15 protein-coding genes, 9 tRNA genes and 1 riboswitch are annotated in these 24,917 nt (G+C 38.8%); of the genes, 2 read left to right on the forward strand and 22 right to left on the reverse strand.

Annotation, left to right across the window (positions count from 1 at the left end; genetic code table 11):
• Nucleotides 1-4: 4 nt before the first annotated feature.
• Nucleotides 5-418, reverse strand: a complete 414-nt coding sequence (gene rpsL / locus AB3219_RS10435; RefSeq protein ID WP_046871289.1) for a 30S ribosomal protein S12 — start codon at nucleotides 416-418, stop codon at nucleotides 5-7.
• A 996-nt stretch (nucleotides 419-1,414) separates the two neighbouring features.
• On the opposite strand from rpsL, the gene AB3219_RS10440 reads away from it, so the two are divergent.
• Nucleotides 1,415-2,098, forward strand: a complete 684-nt coding sequence (locus AB3219_RS10440; protein WP_216754339.1) for an A24 family peptidase — start codon at nucleotides 1,415-1,417, stop codon at nucleotides 2,096-2,098.
• Nucleotides 2,099-2,173: 75 nt separating this feature from the next.
• Here the strand turns inward: AB3219_RS10440 and rpoC are convergent, their stop codons facing one another.
• The 18 genes from rpoC to AB3219_RS10530 form a co-directional block, all read right to left on the reverse strand.
• On the reverse strand, nucleotides 2,174-5,815 hold the full coding sequence (gene rpoC, locus AB3219_RS10445) for a DNA-directed RNA polymerase subunit beta' (protein ID WP_263773328.1): 3,642 nt from the start codon (nucleotides 5,813-5,815) through the stop codon (nucleotides 2,174-2,176).
• A gap of 42 nt (nucleotides 5,816-5,857) precedes the next feature.
• The gene (locus tag AB3219_RS10450; RefSeq protein WP_260365539.1) at nucleotides 5,858-9,478 is read right to left on the reverse strand and encodes a DNA-directed RNA polymerase subunit beta; all 3,621 of its coding nucleotides are present in this window, start codon (nucleotides 9,476-9,478) and stop codon (nucleotides 5,858-5,860) included.
• A 253-nt stretch (nucleotides 9,479-9,731) separates the two neighbouring features.
• Nucleotides 9,732-12,215, reverse strand: coding sequence for an ATP-dependent Clp protease ATP-binding subunit (locus AB3219_RS10455; protein ID WP_263773329.1), 2,484 nt, complete (start codon nucleotides 12,213-12,215; stop codon nucleotides 9,732-9,734).
• Nucleotides 12,216-12,235: 20 nt separating this feature from the next.
• The gene (locus AB3219_RS10460; protein WP_057807775.1) at nucleotides 12,236-12,703 is read right to left on the reverse strand and encodes a CtsR family transcriptional regulator; all 468 of its coding nucleotides are present in this window, start codon (nucleotides 12,701-12,703) and stop codon (nucleotides 12,236-12,238) included.
• Nucleotides 12,704-12,848: 145 nt separating this feature from the next.
• Nucleotides 12,849-12,922: transfer RNA gene (locus AB3219_RS10465), tRNA-Pro, on the reverse strand.
• A gap of 56 nt (nucleotides 12,923-12,978) precedes the next feature.
• Nucleotides 12,979-13,052 (reverse strand) — tRNA-Pro (locus tag AB3219_RS10470).
• A 125-nt stretch (nucleotides 13,053-13,177) separates the two neighbouring features.
• Nucleotides 13,178-13,251 (reverse strand) — tRNA-Arg (locus tag AB3219_RS10475).
• Nucleotides 13,252-13,260: 9 nt separating this feature from the next.
• Nucleotides 13,261-13,346, reverse strand: a tRNA-Leu gene (locus AB3219_RS10480).
• A gap of 21 nt (nucleotides 13,347-13,367) precedes the next feature.
• Nucleotides 13,368-13,439: transfer RNA gene (locus tag AB3219_RS10485), tRNA-Gly, on the reverse strand.
• 11 nt (nucleotides 13,440-13,450) lie between these two features.
• Nucleotides 13,451-13,523, reverse strand: a tRNA-Thr gene (locus AB3219_RS10490).
• 27 nt (nucleotides 13,524-13,550) lie between these two features.
• Nucleotides 13,551-13,632: transfer RNA gene (locus AB3219_RS10495), tRNA-Leu, on the reverse strand.
• Between the two features lie 17 nt (nucleotides 13,633-13,649).
• Nucleotides 13,650-13,722, reverse strand: a tRNA-Lys gene (locus AB3219_RS10500).
• 3 nt (nucleotides 13,723-13,725) lie between these two features.
• A tRNA-Val gene (locus AB3219_RS10505) sits at nucleotides 13,726-13,798 on the reverse strand.
• Nucleotides 13,799-13,912: 114 nt separating this feature from the next.
• A complete protein-coding gene (gene serS / locus AB3219_RS10510) occupies nucleotides 13,913-15,190 on the reverse strand; it encodes a serine--tRNA ligase (protein WP_057807773.1) in 1,278 nt (425 codons plus the stop codon).
• Between the two features lie 283 nt (nucleotides 15,191-15,473).
• Nucleotides 15,474-16,106, reverse strand: a complete 633-nt coding sequence (locus AB3219_RS10515) for a deoxynucleoside kinase (RefSeq protein WP_216762998.1) — start codon at nucleotides 16,104-16,106, stop codon at nucleotides 15,474-15,476.
• 128 nt (nucleotides 16,107-16,234) lie between these two features.
• Nucleotides 16,235-17,704 (reverse strand): amino acid permease, encoded by a 1,470-nt coding sequence (locus AB3219_RS10520; RefSeq protein ID WP_216754336.1) that lies wholly within the window; start codon nucleotides 17,702-17,704, stop codon nucleotides 16,235-16,237.
• A gap of 119 nt (nucleotides 17,705-17,823) precedes the next feature.
• Nucleotides 17,824-18,008: riboswitch (Lysine riboswitch) on the reverse strand.
• Nucleotides 18,009-18,059: 51 nt separating this feature from the next.
• On the reverse strand, nucleotides 18,060-18,590 hold the full coding sequence (locus AB3219_RS10525; protein WP_216762999.1) for an Rrf2 family transcriptional regulator: 531 nt from the start codon (nucleotides 18,588-18,590) through the stop codon (nucleotides 18,060-18,062).
• Nucleotides 18,577-19,137, reverse strand: a complete 561-nt coding sequence (locus AB3219_RS10530) for a GNAT family N-acetyltransferase (RefSeq protein WP_216763000.1) — start codon at nucleotides 19,135-19,137, stop codon at nucleotides 18,577-18,579. The genes AB3219_RS10525 and AB3219_RS10530 overlap by 14 nt, the downstream gene beginning before the upstream one ends.
• 991 nt (nucleotides 19,138-20,128) lie before the next feature.
• Here AB3219_RS10530 and AB3219_RS10535 point away from each other — a divergent pair.
• Nucleotides 20,129-21,301 (forward strand): LCP family protein, encoded by a 1,173-nt coding sequence (locus AB3219_RS10535; protein WP_367369438.1) that lies wholly within the window; start codon nucleotides 20,129-20,131, stop codon nucleotides 21,299-21,301.
• An 18-nt stretch (nucleotides 21,302-21,319) separates the two neighbouring features.
• On the opposite strand, the gene AB3219_RS10540 is transcribed toward AB3219_RS10535, so the two are convergent.
• The 3 genes from AB3219_RS10540 to AB3219_RS10550 all read right to left on the reverse strand — a co-directional run bounded on the left by AB3219_RS10540 (nucleotide 21,320) and on the right by AB3219_RS10550 (nucleotide 24,909).
• The gene (locus tag AB3219_RS10540; RefSeq protein WP_367369439.1) at nucleotides 21,320-22,603 is read right to left on the reverse strand and encodes an ISL3 family transposase; all 1,284 of its coding nucleotides are present in this window, start codon (nucleotides 22,601-22,603) and stop codon (nucleotides 21,320-21,322) included.
• Nucleotides 22,604-22,931: 328 nt separating this feature from the next.
• Nucleotides 22,932-24,350, reverse strand: coding sequence for a GW dipeptide domain-containing protein (locus AB3219_RS10545; protein WP_216763072.1), 1,419 nt, complete (start codon nucleotides 24,348-24,350; stop codon nucleotides 22,932-22,934).
• A 106-nt stretch (nucleotides 24,351-24,456) separates the two neighbouring features.
• Nucleotides 24,457-24,909, reverse strand: a complete 453-nt coding sequence (locus tag AB3219_RS10550) for a threonine/serine exporter family protein (protein ID WP_216763073.1) — start codon at nucleotides 24,907-24,909, stop codon at nucleotides 24,457-24,459.
• Nucleotides 24,910-24,917: the final 8 nt, after the last annotated feature.

Here is a 24,917-nt window from a genome sequence, read left to right on the forward strand (position 1 = left end):
CTCCTTACTTCTTAGGTTTCTTTGTACCGTATTTAGAACGGCTTTGTTTACGATCAGTAACACCGGCAGTATCAAGTGCACCACGGATAACGTGATAACGTACACCAGGTAAATCCTTAACACGACCGCCACGAATGAGCACAACACTATGTTCCTGAAGGTTATGTCCGATTCCTGGGATATATGCTGTAACTTCGATCAAGTTAGAAAGACGTACACGAGCATATTTACGTAAAGCAGAGTTAGGTTTCTTAGGTGTCATGGTACCAACACGAGTTGCAACGCCACGTTTTTGTGGCGCTGGGTTAGCAACAGCTTTTTTCTTCATGCTGTTATAGCCATAATTCAAAGCAGGAGCCTTAGATTTAGAACCGTGTGAATGACGACCCTTACGAACCAATTGGTTGATTGTAGGCATTAATTGTTTCCCCTTCCAAATATATAATCTTAATTGTTTAAGTACACACATCCAGGTGGGTCTTTTTTATTGATAAAAAAAACCGCCTCAACATGGCTTTGTGCCACCGTTTTCAGTCAGCATGTCTGTCTAATACAGAACCTGTCCACAAAAAGCACCTTTTTTAGATTATCATCATCAGCATAACTTGTCAAACATTTATCAAAAAAATATTAGTACTTATTCCCCACTTAATAGGCTTTCACTCGTATTTAATGAATTTGCTGAGGCTTAAACTGTAAAAAACATCTCGTTACCTGATATAAAAGTGCTCATAGTAACAAAATTAGATTAAAGCGCCGTCTTCCAGCAAATTTGGGCTGGAACGTAGTGCGAGTTCTTGCGGCGGTCTTGGCCACAAGAATCGACATCGTACGGAACATCAAGATTTTCGGAACGAAAATCATTCTTCTTTGCGTAGTAGTGGGCACAACTTAGAGCCGAAATACACGTCTCTAAGCTCGGCCTTTATCTAAGCGAAACCCACTAAGATAAATGTCACTACTGAGCCCATTTGCTTCCAGACTAAGTCTAATCTTTGTAACCAATGCATCGATATAAATGTTGTTATATCAATGTTACTGAGTATTATTTAACATCAAACATTTTTAGTCCGGAGGCGATTGGTCTCAGGGGTGAAATTATTCTTAGTAATTTATTACTTAAAATAAGGCCGAGTTTGAGGACAAGTGTACTTCTTGGCTTCAAATCGTGCCCACCCCGTTCCAGACCGGGTGAGCCGCAGGACGGCAATTAGACTATTTTTTATAGACTATGTCGTTTACCATCAGTTATTGAAGTAATTTTGATACTTTCAAACTTTAAGAATCTGCTTAAAGTTAAAACCACAAAAATTGCACTTAGTTCCCTAACACAAAAAATAATCATAACAACAAAATTAGTTTAAAAAAATCATCCCAAAATTTTGTAGTTTATTAAATGAAGGAGGAAACTAACATGCTCATCAAACTTTATTTTTTCATAACCGGTACCACAATTGGTTCTTTTCTTACGCTCTGTTTTGATAGAAGTCAAACACATCAATCAATCATTTGGCCCCGTTCTCACTGTTCAAACTGTCAAACCACCCTAAAACTTTTTGACCTCATTCCTATTGTCAGCTATTGTCTCTTAAATGGCAAATGTCGTTTTTGTCATCAGAAATTTTCACCGACTTCTTGCTTGATCGAATTAACTTTGGGCACACTTTATTTACAACTTGCTGACCGATCAACTTCTCTTTTGGAATTGAGTTCAAAATTGGTTGTAGTTACTTTACTCGTTTATCTAAGTTTAGTTGACTTAAAAACTACTTCTGTAAATGGCATGTGGATCGGGTTACTGGGTCTTACGGGAATCATCGAACAGTTCACACCGATAAACCTATTACTGTTTTCCCTTTTAGTACTCAGTCTTTTTACTCGTTTTCAGTTTAGTAACATTATCAAAGGCTTAGGTGAAGCCGACTTTGAACTTACTCTAGTGTTCGGCATTCTTCTAACTATCCAAGCCATTCCCAAAATAATTTGGCTGGCTTCTGGGCTTTGTTTAATTTTTAAATTTTGTTTTCCTTATTTTCATAAACGTAAAACACCATTTATTCCTTATTTAGTCTTTGGCTATCTAATGATGATTTTTTAAATTTTTTGAAATAAAAAAAGAAGCAGATCTGATTTTACTCAAATCTGCTTCTTTTTATTGATATATAGAAACGTGCTACTTAGTTGTTTCTGTATCCATTTCTTTTTCTACATCGCTAAGTGACTTAGGCTCCGTCACTTTGCCACCAACAGTCTTTGGAATAATCTTACGATAGTCAGGCATTCCTGTTCCAGCAGGAATAATCTTACCAATAATAACATTTTCCTTCAAACCAACTAATGGGTCATTCTTACCACGGATAGCGGCATCAGTTAATACTCGGGTTGTTTCCTGGAATGAAGCAGCTGATAAGAAACTATTAGTTTCCAAAGCAGCCTTAGTAATTCCAAGAAGAACTGGACGAGCAGTTGCTGGAATGCCACCAGCGATCAATGTCTTGTAGTTAGCATCCTTGAAATCATTGATATCAAGTAATGTACCAGGAAGCACATCTGTATCGCCAGGATCCATAACTCGAATCTTACGAAGCATTTGACGAACCATGATTTCAATATGTTTATCCAAGATTTCAACACCTTGCATACGGTAAACACGTTGAATTTCACGCAACAAATAATTTTCAGTTGAAAGTACATCACGCACCTTCAACAATTCTTTAGGATCGATAGAACCTTCGTTTAGAGCTGAACCACGATGAATGAAATCACCTTCAGCAACCTTCATACGTGCTGTAATTGGTAAAGTATAAGTACGTGTATCAGTTTCACCCTTGATTGTAACTTCTTTGCTACGTTCTGCAGGATTTTCTTCAACGGATTCAACTGTACCAGTTACTTCAGTAATTTCTGCACGACCTTTAGGATTACGAGCTTCAACAATTTCTTGAATACGTGGAAGTCCTTGCGTGATATCTTCGTTTCCAGCAACACCACCAGTATGGAAGTTACGCATAGTCAACTGAGTACCGGGTTCACCGATTGATTGAGCAGCAACAGTACCAACTGCTTCACCAACTTCAACTCGATCACCAGTAGCCATGTTACGACCATAACAACGTTCACAAACACCATGACGAGTGTTGCAAGTAAATGCAGAACGAATTGTCACTGTGTCGATACCAGCATCAATAATCTTTTGTGCCTTAGGTTCGTCGATCATTTCATTTTTACCAACAATCTTTTCGCCTGTTTGAGGATCATAAACAGATTTTTGTGTATAACGACCCAAAATTCGATCGTACAGGGACTCAATCACTTCATTACCTTCAACAATTGCAGAGATTGTCAAACCGCGATCAGTTCCACAGTCCTTTTCACGAACAATCACATCTTGGGCAACATCAACTAGACGACGGGTTAAGTAACCTGAGTTGGCAGTCTTAAGAGCCGTATCGGTCATACCTTTACGAGCACCATGGGTTGAAATGAACATTTCCAAAACAGAAAGTCCTTCACGGAAGTTTGAAAGAATTGGCAATTCCATAATTTTACCATTAGGAGCAGCCATCAAACCACGCATACCAGCCAACTGAGTAAAGTTAGAAATGTTACCACGAGCACCAGAATCACTCATCATATAAATTGGATTTTGAGGATCAAAACTCTCCATCAATTTTTGTTGAATATTATCTTTAGCATCGTTCCAAATTCCAACTACTCGTTCATAACGTTCATCATCAGTAATTAAACCACGACGGAACTGCTTAGTAACAGTGGCAACTTGTTTATGCGCTGCATTGACAATTTCTGGTTTTTCTTTCAAATCAGTAATATCAGAAATACCAACTGTTAAACCAGACTTAGTCGAAATATCGTAGCCAAGATCCTTCATTCGATCCAAAAGTAAGGAAGTTTGCGTAACTTTATATTGCTTGTAAACCTGCGCAATAATATCACTCAAGAAGCCCTTTTTGAATGGTGGAATCAATGGTTGTGCCTTAATAAAGGCTTTGATATCTTCACCAGGTTTTAAGAAATATTTATCCGGTGTACCTTCTACTAAGTTTTCATCAGTAGGTTCATTCAAATAAATTAATCCCTTTGGCAAAATATTATTAAAGATTGCTTTTCCAACAGTTGTCACCAAAATACGTTTGCGTTGTTCATCAGTAAATGGTTTCTTTGGCATTGAGCTTACTTGCACACCAATTCGTGTGTGCTCAGAAACGTAACCATTTTGCATAGCCAAACGAATTTCATCAAGATCTTTAAAGATCATGCCTTCGCCGACACTGTTTTCACGTTCCATTGTTAACCAATAGTTACCAATAACCATATCCTGAGATGGCGTTACAACTGGTTTACCATTAGCAGGTGCCAAAATATGATGAGCAGCTAACATTAGTAAACGTGCTTCAGCTTGTGCTTCATCTGATAATGGCAAATGAATAGCCATTTGGTCACCATCAAAATCGGCATTGTAAGCTTCACAAACTAACGGATGCAAACGCATTGCCTTGCCACTTACCAAAACAGGTTCAAAGGCCTGAATTCCAAGTCTATGCAAAGTAGGTGCACGGTTTAACAATACTGGATGTTCTTTAATGACATCTTCCAAGACATCATAAACATCATCATCCTTGCGATCGATCTTACGTTTAGCATTCTTGATGTTAGAAGCTAAATTACGTGAAACCAATTCTTTCATGATGAAAGGCTTAAAGAGTTCCAAAGCCATTGGAACAGGTAATCCCATTTGGTTCATTTTTAGTGATGGACCAACATCAATAACTGAACGGCCAGAATAATCAACACGTTTACCAAGTAAGTTTTGACGGAAACGTCCTTGCTTACCTTTCAACATGTGTGAAAGTGACTTCAATGGACGGTTACCTGGTCCAGCAACGGGACGGCCACGACGACCATTATCGATCAAAGCATCAACAGCTTCTTGTAACATTCGTTTTTCGTTTTGAACAATAATACCAGGAGCATTCAAATCTAATAAGCGTTTCAAACGATTATTACGGTTGATTACTCGACGATATAAATCGTTCAAATCAGATGTGGCAAAACGACCACCATCCAACTGAACCATTGGTCGTAAATCTGGTGGAATGACAGGAATGGCATCCATAATCATCCAGTCTGGTTCATTACCAGATTTAATGAAGGCTTCAATAATGTCCAAACGACGAACAGCACGTGTTCGTTTCTGTCCGGAAGCATCCTTGAGTTCTTCCTTTAAGGTTTTAGCTTCTTTATCAAGATCAACATCTTGAAGCAATTCCTTAATTGCTTCGCCACCGATCTTAGCATTGAAGGTATTACCATATTCTTCTAATTTTTCACGGTATTCCCGCTCCGTTAATAATTGTTTCTTTTCGAGTGGTGTCTTACCAGGATCAATTACGACATATGATGCAAAGTAGATGATTTCTTCAAGAGCACGAGGACTCATATCCAAAACCAAACCCATTCGACTTGGAATTCCCTTGAAATACCAGATGTGAGTAACTGGAGCTGCTAATTCAATATGACCCATTCGTTCACGACGAACTTTTGACTTAGTAACTTCAACACCACAACGGTCACAGACAATACCCTTGTAACGAATTCGTTTGTATTTTCCACAGGCACATTCGTAATCTTTAGTTGGTCCGAAAATTCGCTCATCAAACAGTCCATCTTTTTCAGGCTTTAATGTTCGATAATTAATCGTTTCAGGCTTTTTAACTTCGCCGTACGACCAACTTCTAATCTTGTCAGGGGATGCGAGCCCAATTTGCATGCTTTCAAACTTATTGACATCGATCAAAGGATCGACCTCCTTCTTAATTTGATTATTGATTAGTTAAACTTACTTTTGATTATTCTTCGTTTCAGCTTTTGTTTCACTCACAGAAGAAGCATCTTTTGAAGCTGCAGTTGCTTTAGCATCTTCTTTTGATTTATCTTTCTGTTCTTCGGCATACTTACTGAGTGCATCAACATTGACAACATCATCGTCATCATCATCCATATCACGCAACTCAATTTCATTCTTATCAGCATCAAGAACTTTCATATCCAAACCAAGTGCTTGTAACTCTTTAACCAAAACACGGAAGGATTCAGGAACTCCTGGACGTGGGATTGGATTGCCCTTAACAATGGCTTCATAGGTCTTTACACGACCCACAACATCATCGGATTTGTAAGTCAAGATTTCTTGAAGTGTATAAGCAGCACCATAAGCTTCAAGAGCCCAAACTTCCATTTCACCAAAACGCTGACCACCAAATTGTGCTTTACCACCTAATGGTTGTTGCGTAACTAATGAGTAAGGTCCAATTGAACGTGCATGAATCTTATCGTCAACCATGTGGGCTAATTTCATATAATGCATAACCCCAACGGCAATTCGTTGTTCGAATGGTTCACCAGTTCGACCATCATACAAAACAGTCTTAGCATCTGATTGCATACCAGCTTCTTTAACAGCATCCCAGATATCTTTATCACGCGCACCATCAAAAACAGGTGTTGCAACATGAATGCCTAAGTTACGAGCAGCCATTCCTAAATGCAATTCGAGAACCTGCCCGATATTCATACGAGAAGGCACACCCATGGGACTCAACATAATATCAATTGGTGTTCCATCTGGCATGTATGGCATATCTTCTTCAGGAATAACTACAGAAACAGTACCTTTGTTACCATGACGACCGGCCATCTTATCGCCGACTTGTAACTTACGTTTTTGAGCGATATAAACACGAACCATCATATTAACACCAGGTGAAAGTTCATCCCCGTTTTCACGAGTGAAGATCTTAACATCCTGGATAATACCGCCGCCACCATGAGGAACTCTAAGTGAAGTATCACGAACTTCACGTGCTTTTTCACCAAAGATTGCGTGAAGTAAACGTTCTTCAGCTGATAACTCGGTAACTCCCTTTGGTGTTACTTTACCAACTAAAATGTCGCCATCTTCAACTTCAGCACCAATGCGAACAATACCATCTTCGTCAAGATCCTTGAGGGCATCTTCACTAACGTTAGGAATTTCACGTGTCATTTCTTCAGGTCCAAGTTTGGTATTACGTGCTTCTGATTCATACTCTTCAATATGAATTGAAGTATAAACATCGTCACGGACCAAACGCTCGTTAATAGCAATGGCATCTTCGAAGTTATAACCTTGCCAAGTCATGAAGGCAACCAGTGGGTTTTGACCAAGTGCTAATTCTCCGCCTTCCATAGAAGGTCCATCAGCCAAGACTTCATCATTATCCACATGATCGTTAACTTTCACGATTGGACGTTGGTTATAGTTTTTACCACCATTAGAACGACGGAATTTCATTAATTTATAGGTATCTAAAGCTCCATCATCACGACGAACGCGAATTTCACGTGCATCAACATATTCAACAGTTCCGTCATGTTTACAAATCAACGCAACTCCGGAATCATGTGCAGCCTTATATTCAATACCAGTTCCGACTAATGGCGCATGTGGGTCAAGCAAAGGAACCGCCTGACGCTGCATGTTAGCACCCATCAAAGCACGGTTAGAATCATCATTTTCCAAGAAAGGAATACATGCTGTAGCAACCGCAACTACCTGTTTTGGTGAAACATCCATGTAATCGACATTTGTGATATTAATTTCAATATTGTCACTTTCATGACGAGCCATAACCACGTCATCAACAAATGAACCATCATCATTTAATGGCGAGTTAGCCTGGGCAATAACATATTGATCTTCTTCATCAGCAGTTAAATAATCGATCTTGTTAGTAACCTTATGGGTTGTCCAAGATACACGACGGTATGGTGTTTCAATGAAACCATACTTATTGATCTTGGCATAACTAGCTAAACTATTAATCAAACCAATATTAGGGCCTTCAGGCGTTTCAATTGGACACATACGACCGTAATGAGTGTAATGCACATCACGAACTTCATATCCGGCACGGTCACGAGTCAAACCACCAGGTCCAAGGGCAGATAAACGACGCTTATGAGTTAATTCACCTAATGGGTTTGTTTGATCCATGAATTGTGACAATTGTGAAGAACCAAAGAATTCTTTAATTGAAGCCACTACTGGACGAATATTAATTAATTGTTGTGGTGTAACAGTTGCAGCATCTTGAATTGACATCCGTTCACGAACGACACGTTCCATACGGGAAAGGCCAATTCTAAACTGGTTTTGCAACAACTCACCAACTGAGCGAATACGACGATTACCCAAATGGTCAATATCATCAGTTGAACCGATTCCTTCTTGTAATAAGAAGAAATAGTTAATTGAAGCGATAATGTCAGCTGGTGTAATGTGTTTCAACTTAAGATCAATATTATCGTTACCGATCATTGTCAATTCACGTTCTGGATCATTAGGATTGACAATCTTAATTGATTGAACGGTCATTGGTGTTGTCACAACTGATTCATCAGATGGTGTATAAGTGATTGCTTTAAAATCTTTTTTGTCTAAATATGGTGCCAAGTCTTTCATGACGTCTTTAGTAACAACAGTACCTTTTTGAGCAATAACTTCACCAGTATCTGGATCAGCTAATGTCTCTGCCAAAGTTTGTCCAATTAAACGGGTCTTCAAACTTAACTTCTTGTTAACCTTATAACGGCCAACAGGAGCCATATCATAACGTTTTGGATCAAAGAAGCGCGCAGTTAAAAGACTACGTGAACTATCTGCAGTTTTGGGCTCACCTGGGCGAAGTCGTTCGTAGATATCCTTTAAGGACTCTTCAACACGTGAGTCCTCAGAATTCTTATGAACATCTTTGTCCAAAGTATTGTCCAAACTATCAGTTTGACCCAACATATCAACGATTTCTTCGTCAGATCCGAAACCTAAAGCTCGAACCAACTCAGTCATCGGAATTTTACGAGTACGGTCAATACGTACATACGCAATATTCTTTGCATCTGTTTCATACTCTAACCAAGCTCCACGGTTAGGAATAACTGTTGTGCCCCAAATATCACGGCCGTTTTTGTCAGCTTCCTTAGTGTAATAAACACCAGGTGAACGTACTAACTGAGAAACGATAACTCGCTCTGCACCATTAATAATGAACGTACCTTGTTCTGTCATTAATGGAAAATCACCAAAGAAAACATCCTGAGATTTAATTTCGCCAGTTTCGTGATTTGTTAAACGTAAAGTTACATGCAAAGGTGCTGAGTAATTTGCCTCATGCTCACGCGCCTCATCTACTGTATACTTTGGTTCTAATAATTGATAATCCACGTACTCCAATGAAAGATTTCCGGCAAAATCGTCGATTGGCATAATGTCATCGAACATGTCTTTCAATCCTTCGTCAAGGAACCACTGGTATGAATTACTTTGAATCTCAATCAAGTTAGGAAGTTCCAGCACTTCTTTAATCCGCGCGTAGCTTCTACGGGTTCGGTGCTTACCGTACTTTACCAAATGTCCTGCCAAGTTATTCACCTCTCTAAAATATTCCGCAAACGGCCAGTTACATTACAATTTGATTACATTTAACAAATTGCAGTGTTTTTTGGCAAAAAAAAACCAAAAATAGCTCTTAAATCTGATAGCTATTTTTGCTTTTTTATGAAAAGCACCACGGACAATAGATCGCAATGCTTCATTTCATTCACAGTTACAAACAAAGTTAATCATACTCATTTTGATCTCATCTGTCAAACATTTAACTGCAATTCTATTCAATTTAAACAGTTGGTTGTTTTGAATCCGGTTTTGGATTCTTTACAGCAACTTGAATTTTACCGTGACGGGCACCTACAGTAATATTATCACCGATTTTGGCCTGACCAGACAACATTAACTCGCTTAGCTTATCCTCAACTTTAGTTTGAAATGCCCGGCGAATTGGTCGTGCCCCATATTCAGGATCAAAACCAGCTTCAGCAACAGCGTCAATTGCAGCCGGTGTGATTTTAACTGTCATCCCTTGATCGGCAACTCGTTTAAGAATCTGGCGAGCCATCAATTTAACAATCTTATGAAGTTGTGGTCGTGTCAAAGAATGGAAAATAATCGTCTCATCAATTCGATTCAAGAACTCAGGTCGGAAGCTTTGCTTGAGCACTTCACGAATCTTAGCAGACATTGCTGTATAATCCTCGCTAGCATCCTTAGCACCAAAGCCAACTGATTTTTCATCTCTTAATGCTGTCGCACCTAGATTAGAAGTCATAATTAAAATTGTGTTTCTAAAATCAACTTTACGGCCTTTAGAATCAGTCAAGTATCCATCATCTAGCACTTGCAATAAGATATTGAACACATCTGGATGCGCTTTTTCAACTTCGTCAAACAAAACAACCGAATAAGGTTTTTGACGAACTCGCTCTGTCAATTGACCGCCTTCATCATAGCCAACGTAGCCAGGAGCTGAACCAATCAAACGACTGGTGCTATAACGTTCCATATATTCAGACATATCAATCCGGATCATATTATCTTCTGAACCAAACATTGCTTCAGCTAGTGCCTTGGCTAACTCAGTTTTTCCGACTCCAGTTGGTCCTAAGAACATAAAGGAACCAATGGGACGTCCTGGATCTTTCAAACCACTACGTGCACGACGAATGGCACGAGAAACGGCTGAAACAGCTTCGTCCTGCCCAATTACTCGTTTGTGAAGAATTGATTCAAGGTTAACTAACCGTTCACTTTCAGTTTTCTGTAACTGAGTTAAAGGCACACCCGTCCATTCAGAAACAACTTGTGCCACATCTTCCGTAGTTTCCTTCAATTGATACTTCGGTTTCGAGTCATCATCCTGACTGGCTGCTTTGGTTTTTTCGATTTTTGCCCGTAATTTTTCTTCTTTTATCCGAATTTTTTGAGCAGTTTCAAAATCTTGATCTTCAATAGCTGCCTCTTTCTCATCGGTCAACTGTTGTAGTTTTGATTCTGAATTTGATTTCTCTGATTTGCCCATTTGATCAATTCGAACTTTAGCCGCAGCTTCATCCATTAAGTCAATCGCTTTATCTGGTAGAAAACGATCGCTAATATAACGATCTGATAGTTCTACCGCCTGTTTAATAGCATCGTCTGTGATTTCAACATGGTGATGGGCCTCGTACTTACCTCGTAAACCACGCAAAATTTGAACAGACTCCTCTGTTGTCGGTTCATCTACCTCAACTTTAGCAAACCGCCGTTCTAAGGCTGCATCTGTTTCGATATATTTTTGATACTCATTTAGAGTGGTGGCGCCAATTGTCTGAAGTTCACCACGCGCTAATGCGGGTTTCAAAATATTAGAAGCATCAATAGCGCCTTCTGCACCACCAGCACCAATTAACGTATGCAATTCATCAATAAATAAGACAATGTGTTTGTCTTCATAAATTTCATCAATTACTTTTTTAAGTCGGTCCTCAAATTCACCACGATACTTAGTTCCTGCCACAAGGGATCCCATGTCAAGCATCATTAATCGTTTATTAGCCAAATCATCGGGAACCTTACCATCAATAATTCGCTGTGCAAGACCTTCCGCAATGGCTGTTTTTCCAACTCCCGGTTCACCAATCAGAACCGGATTATTTTTAGTTCGACGACTCAAAATTTGAATAACCCGTTTAACTTCTTTTTCGCGACCAATTACGGGGTCAATTTGATCCTCACGCGCCATTTGGGTCATATCTCTGGCAACTGAATCAAGCGTTGGTGTGCCCTTAGGCTTACCACCACGATTATTTTGCGCCTGATTTTGCCGTAACTGCGCCGATGCACTTACCCCTAATTTACGTAAAATAACTTTACGAGTTTGATTAAGATCCATATCAAGACTAATTAAAATGCGCGATGACAAAATATTTTCGTCACTTAACAAGGCTAATAGTAAATGTTCGGTGCCAATTTTGGCAGCACCCAACCGTTTAGCTTCATCACCAGCGGCCGCTAAAACCTCTTTAGCCTTTGGTGAATATGGTAAATAATCATTAGCACCGACGTTTTTTAAAGTGCCATACCCGGTAAAACGTTCGATTTCTTCCACAATATCAGTTTCAGTAACTGAAAATTGTTGAAATACTTTATAAGCAATACCATTTTTCTCGATTGCTAAAGCCAACAGTAAATGTTCTGTTCCAACTGCTTGGTGCTTAAAACGTTTAGCTTGTTCTTGCGAAATAGCTAGTACATTTTTAGCACTTGGTGTAAATAAATTATCCATGCTAACACCCTACTTTCTTTCTAGCTCTCATACCTTAAATGATTTAAAATGCCAATTAAAATTCTTGCACGTAACTGATCTTCTGCTTCACGATTACTAATTGCCAACGTTTTTTTATCAATCGCTGCTAAAATTAAATTTCCTTCTCGTTTGTCGATGACATCGTCTTCATACAAACTTTTAACAATGGAAAGGGCATCTCGTTGATTGATTGATTCACCAATCACTTGAATAAGTGTATCCAAAACATCCAAATCATCAAGTAATTTGACTTTTTCAATACGAATATAGCCACCGCCGCCTCGTTTGCTCTCAACGACATAGCCATTTTGAATGGTAAAACGTGTCTTAATAACATAGTTAATTTGAGATGGGACAACATCAAACAAATCAGCAATTTCTGAGCGTCGAATCTCAATTTCTTCCGAATCTGCTAAAATTTGTTTTAAATATTTTTCAATGATATCGGAAATATTTTGTCCTTGCACTTCGCACACCCTTTCTCGCATCTTTGACTAATGTTGACTTTCATTATACGAAACTCTCATTAAAAAGCAAAGTTTTTTGTACCGCCGTTTTTTAGAAACCAAAAAAACACCATGCAATCGACTGATTGATGGTGTTATTTACAAGTCGGGAAAACAGGATTTGAACCTGCGACCCCCACGTCCCGAACGTGGTGCTCTACCAAGCTGAGCTACTTCCCGCTGGTTTTTATTAAGTTGTTGGACTTTAGGGAAACCCTCAGAGTTCACCTACTCAATCGGGAAAACAGGATTCGAACCTGCGACCCCCTGGTCCCAAACCAGGTGCTCTACCAAGCTGAGCTATTTCCCGTTGTAATTCAAAATTCCCTCTAAAAACGCATTAACGTAAAATGCCAACTTGTAAACGAATTACAGTTGGCATTTTATGATTTTTCAGTCAGTATCTACTGCTTAAACAGTTAATTCTGAGGGGGATGCACCCAGTAGGAGTCGAACCTACAACCTTCTGATTCGTAGTCAGACACTCTATCCAATTGCGCTATGGGTGCTTATCTAAATGCCGAGGACCGGGATCGAACCGGTACGGTCATCACTGACCGCAGGATTTTAAGTCCTGTGCGTCTGCCAATTCCGCCACCCCGGCAACGTTTGTAGATATCTACAAAGCGGAAGACGGGATTCGAACCCGCGACCCCCACCATGGCAAGGTGATGTTCTACCACTGAACTACTTCCGCATAGTTGCTAATGCCGACTAGAGGATTCGAACCTCCGACCCCCTGTTTACAAGACAGATGCTCTGCCAACTGAGCTAAGTCGGCTAATTAATAAAAAATATTAATTAGAAGTGCGGGCGAAGGGACTCGAACCCTTACATCTTTCGATACAAGAACCTAAATCTTGCGCGTCTGCCAATTCCGCCACGCCCGCAATGCTTATTTGTAAAATGAGCCGTGGCAGCCTCGAACTGCCGACCCTCTGATTAAAAGTCAGATGCTCTACCAACTGAGCTAACGGCTCAAATGGAGGATACAGGGCTCGAACCTGTGACCCTCTGCTTGTAAGGCAGACGCTCTCCCAACTGAGCTAATCCTCCATCAAACGACAACTACATAATATTATCATTGACTCTCACTAATTGTCAATAAGATTTTATAGTTATCGTAAAAATATCCACTATGAATTATATTTATTCATTCAAACTCACAGTTTACTTTGTAATTTTTGTAATGCCACCCATATAAGGAACTAATACTTCTGGAATTGTCACTGTTCCATCTTCATTTTGATAGTTTTCTAGAATTGCAGCTACTGTTCTTCCAACTGCTAAACCAGAGCCGTTTAGTGTATGAACATACTGTAATTTGCCATTCTCATCCCGATATCTAATCTGAGCACGACGCGCCTGAAAGTCAGTACAGTTTGAACAACTTGAAATTTCACGATACATGTTTTGTGCCGGAATCCAAACCTCTAGATCGTGTGTCATAGCTGCTGTAAAGCTCATATCACTCGTTGTTAAAGTAATCACGTGATAAGGCAACTTCAACAGTTTAAGTAAACTCTCAGCTTGATTAGTGAGCTTTTCAAGTTCGTTCCATGAGTCCTCAGGTTTCGTAAATTTAACCATTTCTACCTTATTAAACTGATGCATTCTAATTAGGCCACGGGTATCACGACCAGCACTCCCTGCTTCAGAACGAAAAGCTGGTGATAAGGCTGTTTCATTAATTGGTAAAGCATCCTCATCCAAAATTTCATTGCGATGAAAGTTGACTAATGGCACTTCAGCCGTTGGAATCAAAGTTAAATCACTATCTTGAATTTCATAGCCGGCGTGATTCTCCTTGAACTTTGGAAATTGTCCAGTACCAAACATCGATTCATCATTGACCATGTAAGGCGTGATCATTTCGGTATAACCTGCTTTATCATTTTGATCCAAGAAGAAGTTATAAACGGCACGTTCTAGTTTGGCACCCAAACCTACATAATAAACAAAGCGACTTCCTGAAACCTTAGCAGCCCGTTCAAAATCTAAAATACCTAAGCTTTCGCCAATTTCCCAATGAGGCTTTGGTTTAAAGGTAAATTCACGAGGTTTTCCTACTTTACGTAGTTCAACACTTCCCTCTTCAGTTAAACTAATCGGAACATCTTGATTAGGAATATTGGGCAGATGAGCAGCCATGTCTTGCACCTGGTCGGTGAGTACTTGAAGTTGTTGATCAAGTTCTTTGATTTCACCACTGACCTTACGCATTTCTGTAATTTGATCAGTCGCATCTTCTTTTTGACGTTTAAGCAAAGAAATTTGGTCTGAAACTTCATTACGTGTCTTTTTTAAATTTTCACTTTCTACAATTAAATCACGTCGTTTTTGATCCACATCTAATAACTTATCGATTTCTTTTGGATCGATTCCCCGTGTACCTAATCGTTCTTTCACAAAATCTGGATTGTTACGAATATTTTTTAAATCTAACATGGTTTATATCCTCCTTATTTTTGTAAACATAATAAAAAGACCTTTCTCATCCCATCAATTGGGACGAAAAAGGTCTTTTTTTCGCGGTACCACCCAAGTTTGCTGTCGCTAGCACCCTCACTTAAGTTTAACGACCGCAGCCGTGTGAAATTACTCACCCGTTTTTATTCACCGGAGTTTCGATTGATAGCTCTCACTAACTCTATCTCGCTTTAAATCTACTTTATGTGAATTTACGTTTACTTATTAACCTAATCATAACCGAAACTAATTCAATAGACAACTAAATTTCGGCAATTTTTTCATCAATTATTTGAATTACTTTCTGACGCGCGTTAGGATCCTCCACAAAATCAAACTGATCACCATCAATTTGAATTTTAGGACTTTCATTATAATTGTCATACCACTCCGTATAACGATTATTCAAATCACGATAATACTCGTACAAACTTGGATCATTATCAATTTGTTCGTACGACCGTCCTCGTTTTTTGATCCGTGTTAGCATCGTGTCAAATGAAATATTAATATCAATTAACAGATCTGGATTCTTTTGATAATGAGTTTCCGGAAGTTCTTCCATCATATTCGTTAAAAGTGAATCATAAATCTGAACTTCAGTACTAGTTGCCCGACCCAAATCTGCATTCAGATGAAAAAGCAGCGAGTCTTCATAAATCGAACGATCCATCACACTATTTTTAGTCTGAAAAGCTTCCTTGATACCATCTAAACGTTGATTTAAAAAATAGATCTGAAGCAGAAATGCGTAACGTTTAGGATCTTTATAAAAAAGTGGCAAGATCTTGTTATCATCCACTGATTCATAAAAAGCTTTTGTACCTAAATGTTGTGACAAAATTTCTGTTAACGTTGTTTTTCCTGCGCCGATTGGTCCTGACAATGCAATCATTCAAAGTTCCCCTTTATTCCTGTTTTGATACTATATATTGTAGCATGATTTCAAGCAAAGACAACATGTAGTTTATGTTTTTCAAACGAAAAAACATTTGAATTTATACAGCGCCTTACATTATACACTTATTTTTGTGCTTTTCGACCCTTTAAAATAAAATCAGGTTGCGTTAAATCGACTTCATCCAGCGGAATCATATGGGTGTGATACTTCAACTTATAATACGTATATAACACAATAAATATGGGAACACTCATATAACTAATTCCAATTGCTTCCCAGTTAAATGTCGCAAACGAGTGAATGTCCTGACCTGCAATCACCAGCAAACAAAGAACAAAGGCAAATATAGGACCAAACGGAAACCACTTAGCATGATATTTTAGTTCATCCAATTGATGGCCCTGTTTAACAAACGCTCTTCGGAAACGAAAATGAGAAATTGCAATGCCTAACCACGCAATAAATCCGGTTAGACCACTAGCTGCTACCAACCACATATAGATTTCTGGTCCTGCAATACTAGAAATAAATGTTAAAGCGCCCACAATTGTGGTGCCAATAAGTGCCATCAACGGAATTCCACGTTTTGTCGTCAAACTAAACGTTTTAGGTGCATATCCTTCTAAGGCCATTGAGTACAGCATACGGGTTGATGCGTACATACCAGAATTAGCAGATGAAATAACCGAAGTTAAAATAACGGCATTCATCACACTTGCAGCTCCTGCCAAACCAGCCCGTCGAAATACAAGTGTGAAGGGACTAATTTTGACATCACTTGCCGATGAACCTAACAAATCCGGACTTGTGTACGGGATAATGCAGGCAATAACAAAAATTGAAAGAATGTAGAATAATAAAATTCGCCAAAAAACCTGGTTAATTGCTTTAGGGACACTTTTTTCTGGTGTTGCCGATTCACCGGCCGTAATTCCGATTAGTTCCGTTCCCTGAAATGAGAATCCGGCAACAACGAAAACACTTAAGATCATTGGAATACCACCGACAAATGGTGCTTTTTTATAAGTGAAATTATTTAAGTAAGTTGCGTGACCACCCATAATTCCAAAAATAACGGCCACACCGATAACCAAAAAGATGATTACGGTAATAACCTTAATTAAGGCCATCCAGTATTCCGTTTCACCAAAAGCTTTGACCGTCAGTGCATTAACTACAAAAATTAGAATCAAGGCCACACTGCTCCAAACCCATCCGGGTACACTGGGTAACCAGAACTTCATCACAATAGAGACAGTACTAATATCAACTGCCAACGTAATTGCCCAATTAAACCAGTAATTCCATCCCATCGCAAATCCCAGTGCAGGATCCACATATTTTGTTGAGTAGGTTGCAAACGATCCTGAAACCGGCATATAAGTTGCCATTTCTCCCAAGCTCGTCATCAAAAAGTAAACCATAATACCCATCGCAACGTAGGCGATCAATGCCCCAGCTGGTCCTGCCTCTGAAATTGCGGACCCACTAGCTACAAATAATCCGGTTCCGATACTACCACCAAGTGCGATCATGGAAATATGCCGTGTTTTCAATGATCGATCAATCGAATGATTCTCTTTTTCTGCCATAAAAATAGTTCCTCCTTAAATTTCGAATTAAAAAGGCAATCTTATTTTTAACCAATAAAAAAAGCCCCTTTGTATAACAAAATCGCCATACAAAAAGACTTACTAAATTTCTCAGTCAAATCGTAGATAGCGCCCCGTGATGATTTCAACTCATCACGACAGTCTCTGATTTATTGAATCAGAACCCAACTTAAAACTGAAAAAGCAGCCTTAAGTTTCGGCCAAACACCCTTTTGCGACTTGTCTTCAATGCTTTTTCATCTACAAGTCGTGACTGATGAGTTTGGCAACCTCTTCTTTCGATATGAATCAATTATATACAAGCAAGGTAGTTCTGGCAACCGTCATTTCGTACCTACACTTGTTTTGTGTCCTTAATTTTTTCTTTTAATTGTTGAAAATGTTCATGCAAATCTACATCAGGAGCATTCCAATCAATACCAGGTTCCGCGGGCTTTCCCATAATTTTAACCAAGACATCATTTAAGCTCTGATCTTTGAGATAATCTCGCCAAAGATTATCAGCTTGTTGAAATGTATCGTTCAAAACGTTTTTTCCACGTTCCGCAATAGGACGAGCCTCTGAAAAAACATTTTCAATGAAGCCCATATCTGGATATGTTTTAATTGGTCCTTCGCTTGCTTCAACAATATCCAGCAAAGAGATCTCTTTTGGACTCTTGGCTAATCGAAAACCGCCATTGTTTCCAGGAATCGAAGTTACCAATCCAGCGATAACTAGTTTACGCATAATTTTTCGTAGATATGCTTCTGAGCCAGTCAATCGTTCGTGAATCACAGCCGTTGTTAGCAGGATTGAACGATCCTGTGTGCACAGTAGCGCAATAATACATGCCGCTTGTTCAAATCCTTTAGTGAGTTGCATAATGTCCACCCTCCATAAATGCTTGTGCTGTTAACTGATAATAACTCTCTTGTTGAGGAAACGGATTCAGCACACTTCTTGGTAAAGTTTGTTCCCCAATTTTTTTAAAATTAAAATATTCTAAAACTGCTACAGAACGGCTATTTTTTGAATACGTACTTGCCGTTACAATTCGATCCGGGTGTTCTTGAAAAAGGTGCCTCAAAACAGCTTGAACAGCCTCTTTCATATAGCCATTTCCCCAAAAATCTTGATTGAGCATATAACCTAACTCTAATTTTTGGGAATCCTGCTCTTGCTTATCATTTACAACTGGATATAATCCAACGCTGCCAATAACCTTTGCGGTCGTTTTTAAAGTAACTGCCCAAATGTTTGCTTGCATCAGTTGCTGTAAAAAATAATCACTCTCAAAAGCATTAGCTGCAACTCGAAAGCCCGCCATTTTTGCTATTTTTTCATTTTCTACAACGGCTCTTAAATCAGCTAAATCTGTCGCTACAAACGACCGTAAATTTAGCCTTGATGTATTAATCTTTTTATTCACAGTGTTCCTCATTTATTATAATTCAAGATACCTTACAAAACTAAAGGCTAAAAGTACAAAAATCACTTCAATAACTGCTGTTAAACGACTTAGTTCACCAACAGTAGTCTAACTGCCGTCCTCCGGCTCACCTGGTCTGGAACGGGGTGGGCACGATTTGAAGCCAAGAAGTACACTTGTCTTCAAACTCGGCCTTATTCTAAGTAATAAATTACTAAGAATAATTTCACCCCTGAGACCAATCGCCTCCGGACTAAGAACGTTTGATGTTAAATAATGTTCAGTAATATTGATGTCGCAACTTTTATATCGATGTGTTGGTAGCAAAGATTAGACTTAGTCTGGAAGCAAATGGGCTCAGTAGTGACGTTTATCTTAGCGGTCTTCGCTTAGATAAAGGCCGAACTTGGAGACGTGGTTTGCGGCTCTAAGTCGTGCCCACTACTACGCAAAGAAGAATGATTTTCGTTCCGAAAATCTTGATGCTCCGTACGATGTCGATTCTTGTGGCCAAGACCGCCGCAAGAGCTCGCACTACGTTCCAGTCCAAATTTGCTGGAAGACGGCATTTAAATCTAATTTTGTTACCATGAACGTCTTTATATCAGGCAACGAAATGTGTTTTTGTACTTTCAATCTTTAGTTACAAAATTAAAAACTATAATTTAAAACAGTCTCAGGTATAAGAATACCAGAATTTGTTTCCATAATGTACTTTTTTTGTCCACTTACCAAATAATTCGATTAATTATTTTTTTGAATTTTAGAAAAAGCTTTTTTTCCTCAAATAATTGAATAATAGAAATTATCGTTTTGATACGATTAGCTCATCATCCTGAGAATGAACATTCAGAATAGCCTAAAAATGTTATATACTCTTTATGTTTAAAAAAAGATTAAATCAATTTAAAAATAAAGCTTATTTAGCAATAATTCGGTATACTATATCAAGTGTTCACTTTAATTAATAATTGCTTCAGGAGGCAAAACAATGAATGAGAACCAAACGCCTAAAAGATCCGACCTGCACAACCATTTTAATGTCCCCCCGACTCGTACAGAAATGCATCAAAATATGGAAAATCGTGAACCGAACAAACGGCCACGAAGACCAAGACGCAAACGTTTCATCATTGCAATCGTGGGAATTTTAGTTATTGCGATCGGCGTGTTTGGTGCCTACAAATGGTACTCTGCAAAAAATGCGGCCAACTCCGTTTTTAATAGTGCCAATATTCAAAAGGCGCGTGATGTGTCTGCCGTTATCAAGAAGAATAAACCGATTTCAATTCTTCTACTAGGTACAGATACCGGTGCACTAGGCCGTAATTATCGAGGCCGAACAGACACAATCATCATTGCAACGCTAAATCCGAAAAAGAAAAAAATGACTTTAACAAGTATTCCGCGTGATACGGCCCTTTCAATTCCAGGCTACACGCAATATGCACCTTCCAAATTAAATGCCGCTTATTCTTTTGGTGGCACTGGTACAAGTATTAAATCTATTCAGCAGCTCTTAGATGTACCGATCGACTTTTATGGTTTGATCAACATGGGTGGTTTGGAAAAAATCGTCAATGGTGTCGGTGGCGTAACAGTATCTCCAACACTAACCTTTAAATATGGTGCCGCAAACGTGGTCAAAGGCAAAAAGATCCATTTAGGTGGAAAAGCGGCTTTAGACTATTCTCGAATGCGAGATGATGATCCACAAGGTGATTATGGTCGACAAAAACGTCAACGACAAATATTAATGGACATTCTAAGAAAAAGTGATTCTTTAACCACCTTGCTTAGTCAAAGTTTCCTATCTTCTATTAAAAAGCAAACTCAAACTGATTTAACCTTTGATGAAATCGTCGCACTTTCGACAAAATATCGTGTGGCGACACATCATCTTAAGTCCACTCACTTACAAGGCACAACGCAACTGATCAGCGGACAAGATTATGAAGTTGCTAGTCAAACAGAAATGCAACGGGTCACAAACTTTATTCGTAAGGGATTGGATCTTGGTCATAAATCAACTGGAACGGCTAATTTAACCAGTGTCACAACTGGCACAACAGATCAATCGAGTTACACAGATACAACCCAAAGTAATCAAAATAGTCAGTATTACACAAAAATGGGCTCTTTGTCAAATCCTGTTGATGAATAGCTTTTACAGAGTTGAAAGTCATGCGACTTTCAACTCTGTTTTTTTCATTGGTTTTGTTCTCATTTGCCGTAACTTAATACGTGAAATCATATGATGGTAATTACGGAATCCAAATGCTGTGCGTTGAATTTGTTTAATCATTCGATTCATGCCTTCGACTGGGCCATTCGTATAGTCCGATTCACTGGCGTTGAGTACAACCACTAAGTTCTTTTTGAACGTTTGAAACACTGCTTTCATGTAGGGACTTATATTTTGATTTGTATATAGATCTTCCACAAGCTTGTCTTTGTCTTGATTCTTAAGGTTTTCCATGATGCTTTGCATCGACTCGTACGATGCTTTAAGTTCTTCGTTAATTGTCAGTCCTTGTTCTACACGTTCTAGTTGTGTGAGTTGTTTTCGCAGGTGTCGGTCATAAAAGACATGTTCCTCATCTAGATTTCCGGCATACTTCAAATAAAGCCGCCAGGTGAACTTTAACGTGCGATATTCATAGGATCTTTTATTGTACTTTTTCATGGTTTGCACCCGAGTTTGATTAAAAGCTCGAGTCATCATTGCAACGATGTGAAAGCGGTCGATCACAATTTTTGCCTGCGGAAACATTGCCTTGGCAATGTCTTGATAGTAACTATTTAGATCTACGGTAACTGTTTTGACACGTGCTCGAACACTTGCTGGAAATTGTTTAAAATAATCAGTAATACTTTGCTTGAATCGGTCTGGCAGAATTTGTTGAATTTCGTGCTCACCAGCGCCATTAATACAGATGAAATGGAGCCGACCACTAATTCCTCTAAATTCATCCATGGCGAGATGAACCGGTAGATAGTTAAGATTTCTGCGAAATAAGTCATCATAGTTGTCTAAGTAACGACAGACAGTGCTAGCTGATATGCCGGCATCGATCGCAATGCTAGCTTGAGTGCGGTCGTCTTGTAGACTCATAAACACTTTCTGACGCGTGGCTCGGGAGATACAACAGTACTTGTCTACCACATCAGAAGTAGCCATAAACGACGCTTTACAATTACGACAAATGACGCGTTCTTTATGGAGTTCCAAATAAACTGGTTCACTCGCATTCGCTGCCAGATAGGTCACGCGTGATACGTAGTGTCCATTATGACTTAGCTCGCAAAAGCCACAGTTAGCGCAATGTTTCTGGTCGAACTTAACCGTGGCTATATATACTTTTGCGCGCTTAGCTTTAATCACTTGATAGTTATATTTGTAAAAAACTACATTTGGGTCTTTAATACTGAGCGCAAATTTTATATTATTATCTACAGGGTCCATAAGTTTTCACGTCCTTTAAAAAAGATGCTGTAGTGGGTGGATTTTTTAGGTGCGAGGCTTATGGGCCTTTTTTATTTTGCACTAAAAAATCCTGCTAATAGATTACCATGTTAAGTAAGCTATCAACAGGAAAAAGTATAGAACCCAAAAATGAGGCGGAAATAATTTTTCCGTCTCATTTTTTGTCTATTTGATTATAACTGAAGATTGAAAGTAACAAACTGACTCAAGTTACTGCTATTAAACGACTTGACTCACCAAGTTAACTTGTCGTCCTCCGATGCATCCATCCTGGAACAGGCTTGGCATGATTTATTTTTGAAACAAATCACTTCAGTGCACTTCCATAAATCCAGCCAATTTCTTTACCATCATAATAACAACGATAGTACGGTGTTTTAACATCCGTTCGATAAGCAATGTTATCAATCGTGACTTTTTTACCAACGTATTCATTTTCAAGATGCAGGCGTTTAACCGTATACTTACTTGCCGTAACGTGATTCAAAAAGTCATGTCCCGTTACTGGAACAACCGTCATTGTTTTATTAATTGTTTGATAGCTAACGTGTACAGCTAAAGCCCCACCGTAAATCCAGCCAATTCGTTTACCGTTGTACGCACAACGGTAATAGGGTGTTTTAGTTCCATCTCGATAAGCAATGTTATCAATCGTGACCGTTTTACCAGCATATGTCTTACCATAATGCAGTAACTTATTTGTGTACATACTGCTTGTCACATGATTATAAAAATCATGACCGGGAGTTACTTTAACATCCATCGTTTTAGCAGTTGCGGTATAAGTTACATGTTTAGCAAGTCCAGCGCCATAGATCCAGCCAATTTCTTTGCCTTGATAATATGCTCGATAGTACAGTGTTCCTGTGCCATCCCGTTTACCGGTGCAATCAATTTGAACTGTCTTTCCTGCATACGTTTTACCAGAATTCAAACGCTTAACGGTGTATTTACTTTCGGGAACGTGATTATAAAAATCATGCCCAGGATTGGTTTTAACATCCATCGTTAAACTTGTATTCGTATACTTCACATTTTTGACTTTCATTCCGTCATAATAATTTTTAACTAATTGATAAAACTCGGCCATTGTGTAGCCTTGACCGAAATATTTTTTTCCGGTATTTAAATAGTATCCGTATGGATCAGTATGCGATGATCCACCAAAATATTCAGAAACTGCCTTGTGTGACCAAACCGTTCCTTTGTAATCATAAGCCGCATCATTAGAACTCAGCTTGTACTTATTCAACAAATAAGCTGTATACCAGGCTGCATTCGCAATTTCATGTGCAAATGCACTTTTTGAATGCACTTCAACCTGCTCAAATTGGGCAAACTTACCATTACCTGGGTACCCCACGCCCCATGCTAAATAATTTGTATTGGCAATATTAATAATATGATCTGCATCAACAAAACTGTGGACAAACGCATCGTTATAGTGCGCTTTCATATATGCAATCTCATTATAAATTGTCGAACTTGCATTGGCAGTTTCGTGAACGACAACTCCCTCAGGCTTACCGTAGCCTTTATTGTAATCAGATCGCGGAAAGCCACTCCAAATTGAAGTGGTGATTCCCACCGGCTTGATTTTGTTAGCCGTTATATAACTATTTACTGATTGTGCTTTTACTGACGTACCACCGATTATCAAACTAATCAATAGTACAATCGTCAACAAACACGCCGACATAATTTTACTTTTCCGAATGCCTTTCAAACGAATTCCTCCAATGTTCTCCCTTGCACCTCCGTTAACCACTATGTACTAGTTTATCCTAACATTTACAAACGGGCATTCAGATATCATCGTTCTTACATTTTCATTACATTCTACTAGGAAAGCGTTTTAACATAAGCTTTTTCCAGAGCTTATTAAGCAATTCGGCAATTAAAAAGCCAATTGCAATGGACCCAGTGATCTCAATAACTTCAGTTAAAAAAAGAACTCCTTGTGCAGTATTTCCCAACGCAAAGTTACGAATCATTTGATAGGCCTGTCCGCCTGGAACCAGAGGAACCAAACTTGGAATATTAAAAATTAACATTGGCATTTTCATTCTTCGTGCAGCAATATCACTCAAAATACCAATTGCAACTGAAGCTACCAAATTGGTCAGTGCTATGCCAAATGCAAGATGAATCAGTGCCCAATAAATAAACCAAGTAATGGTTCCAATTGATCCTGCAACAATTAAGGCTCGATGAGGAATGTTAATAATAATTCCGAAACCAACAGTTGCAATAAACGCAAAAAACAACTCAATTATCATAATCATTAGTTAAT

This window comes from Pediococcus ethanolidurans, from assembly GCF_964062635.1.
Classification (GTDB): Bacteria; Bacillota; Bacilli; order Lactobacillales; family Lactobacillaceae; genus Pediococcus; species Pediococcus ethanolidurans.

Bases quoted from the DNA above. Each gene is read 5' to 3' on its own strand.
- rpsL (WP_046871289.1), bottom strand. From the start codon at position 418: ATGCCTACAATCAACCAATTGGTTCGTAAGGGTCGTCATTCACACGGT.
- AB3219_RS10440 (WP_216754339.1), top strand. From the start codon at position 1,415: ATGCTCATCAAACTTTATTTTTTCATAACCGGTACCACAATTGGTTCT.
- AB3219_RS10455 (WP_263773329.1), bottom strand. From the start codon at position 12,215: ATGGATAATTTATTTACACCAAGTGCTAAAAATGTACTAGCTATTTCG.
- serS (WP_057807773.1), bottom strand. From the start codon at position 15,190: ATGTTAGATTTAAAAAATATTCGTAACAATCCAGATTTTGTGAAAGAA.
- AB3219_RS10515 (WP_216762998.1), bottom strand. From the start codon at position 16,106: ATGATTGCATTGTCAGGACCAATCGGCGCAGGAAAAACAACGTTAACA.
- AB3219_RS10520 (WP_216754336.1), bottom strand. From the start codon at position 17,704: ATGGCAGAAAAAGAGAATCATTCGATTGATCGATCATTGAAAACACGG.
- AB3219_RS10525 (WP_216762999.1), bottom strand. From the start codon at position 18,590: ATGCAACTCACTAAAGGATTTGAACAAGCGGCATGTATTATTGCGCTA.
- AB3219_RS10535 (WP_367369438.1), top strand. From the start codon at position 20,129: ATGAATGAGAACCAAACGCCTAAAAGATCCGACCTGCACAACCATTTT.
- AB3219_RS10540 (WP_367369439.1), bottom strand. From the start codon at position 22,603: ATGGACCCTGTAGATAATAATATAAAATTTGCGCTCAGTATTAAAGAC.
- AB3219_RS10550 (WP_216763073.1), bottom strand. From the start codon at position 24,909: ATGATTATGATAATTGAGTTGTTTTTTGCGTTTATTGCAACTGTTGGT.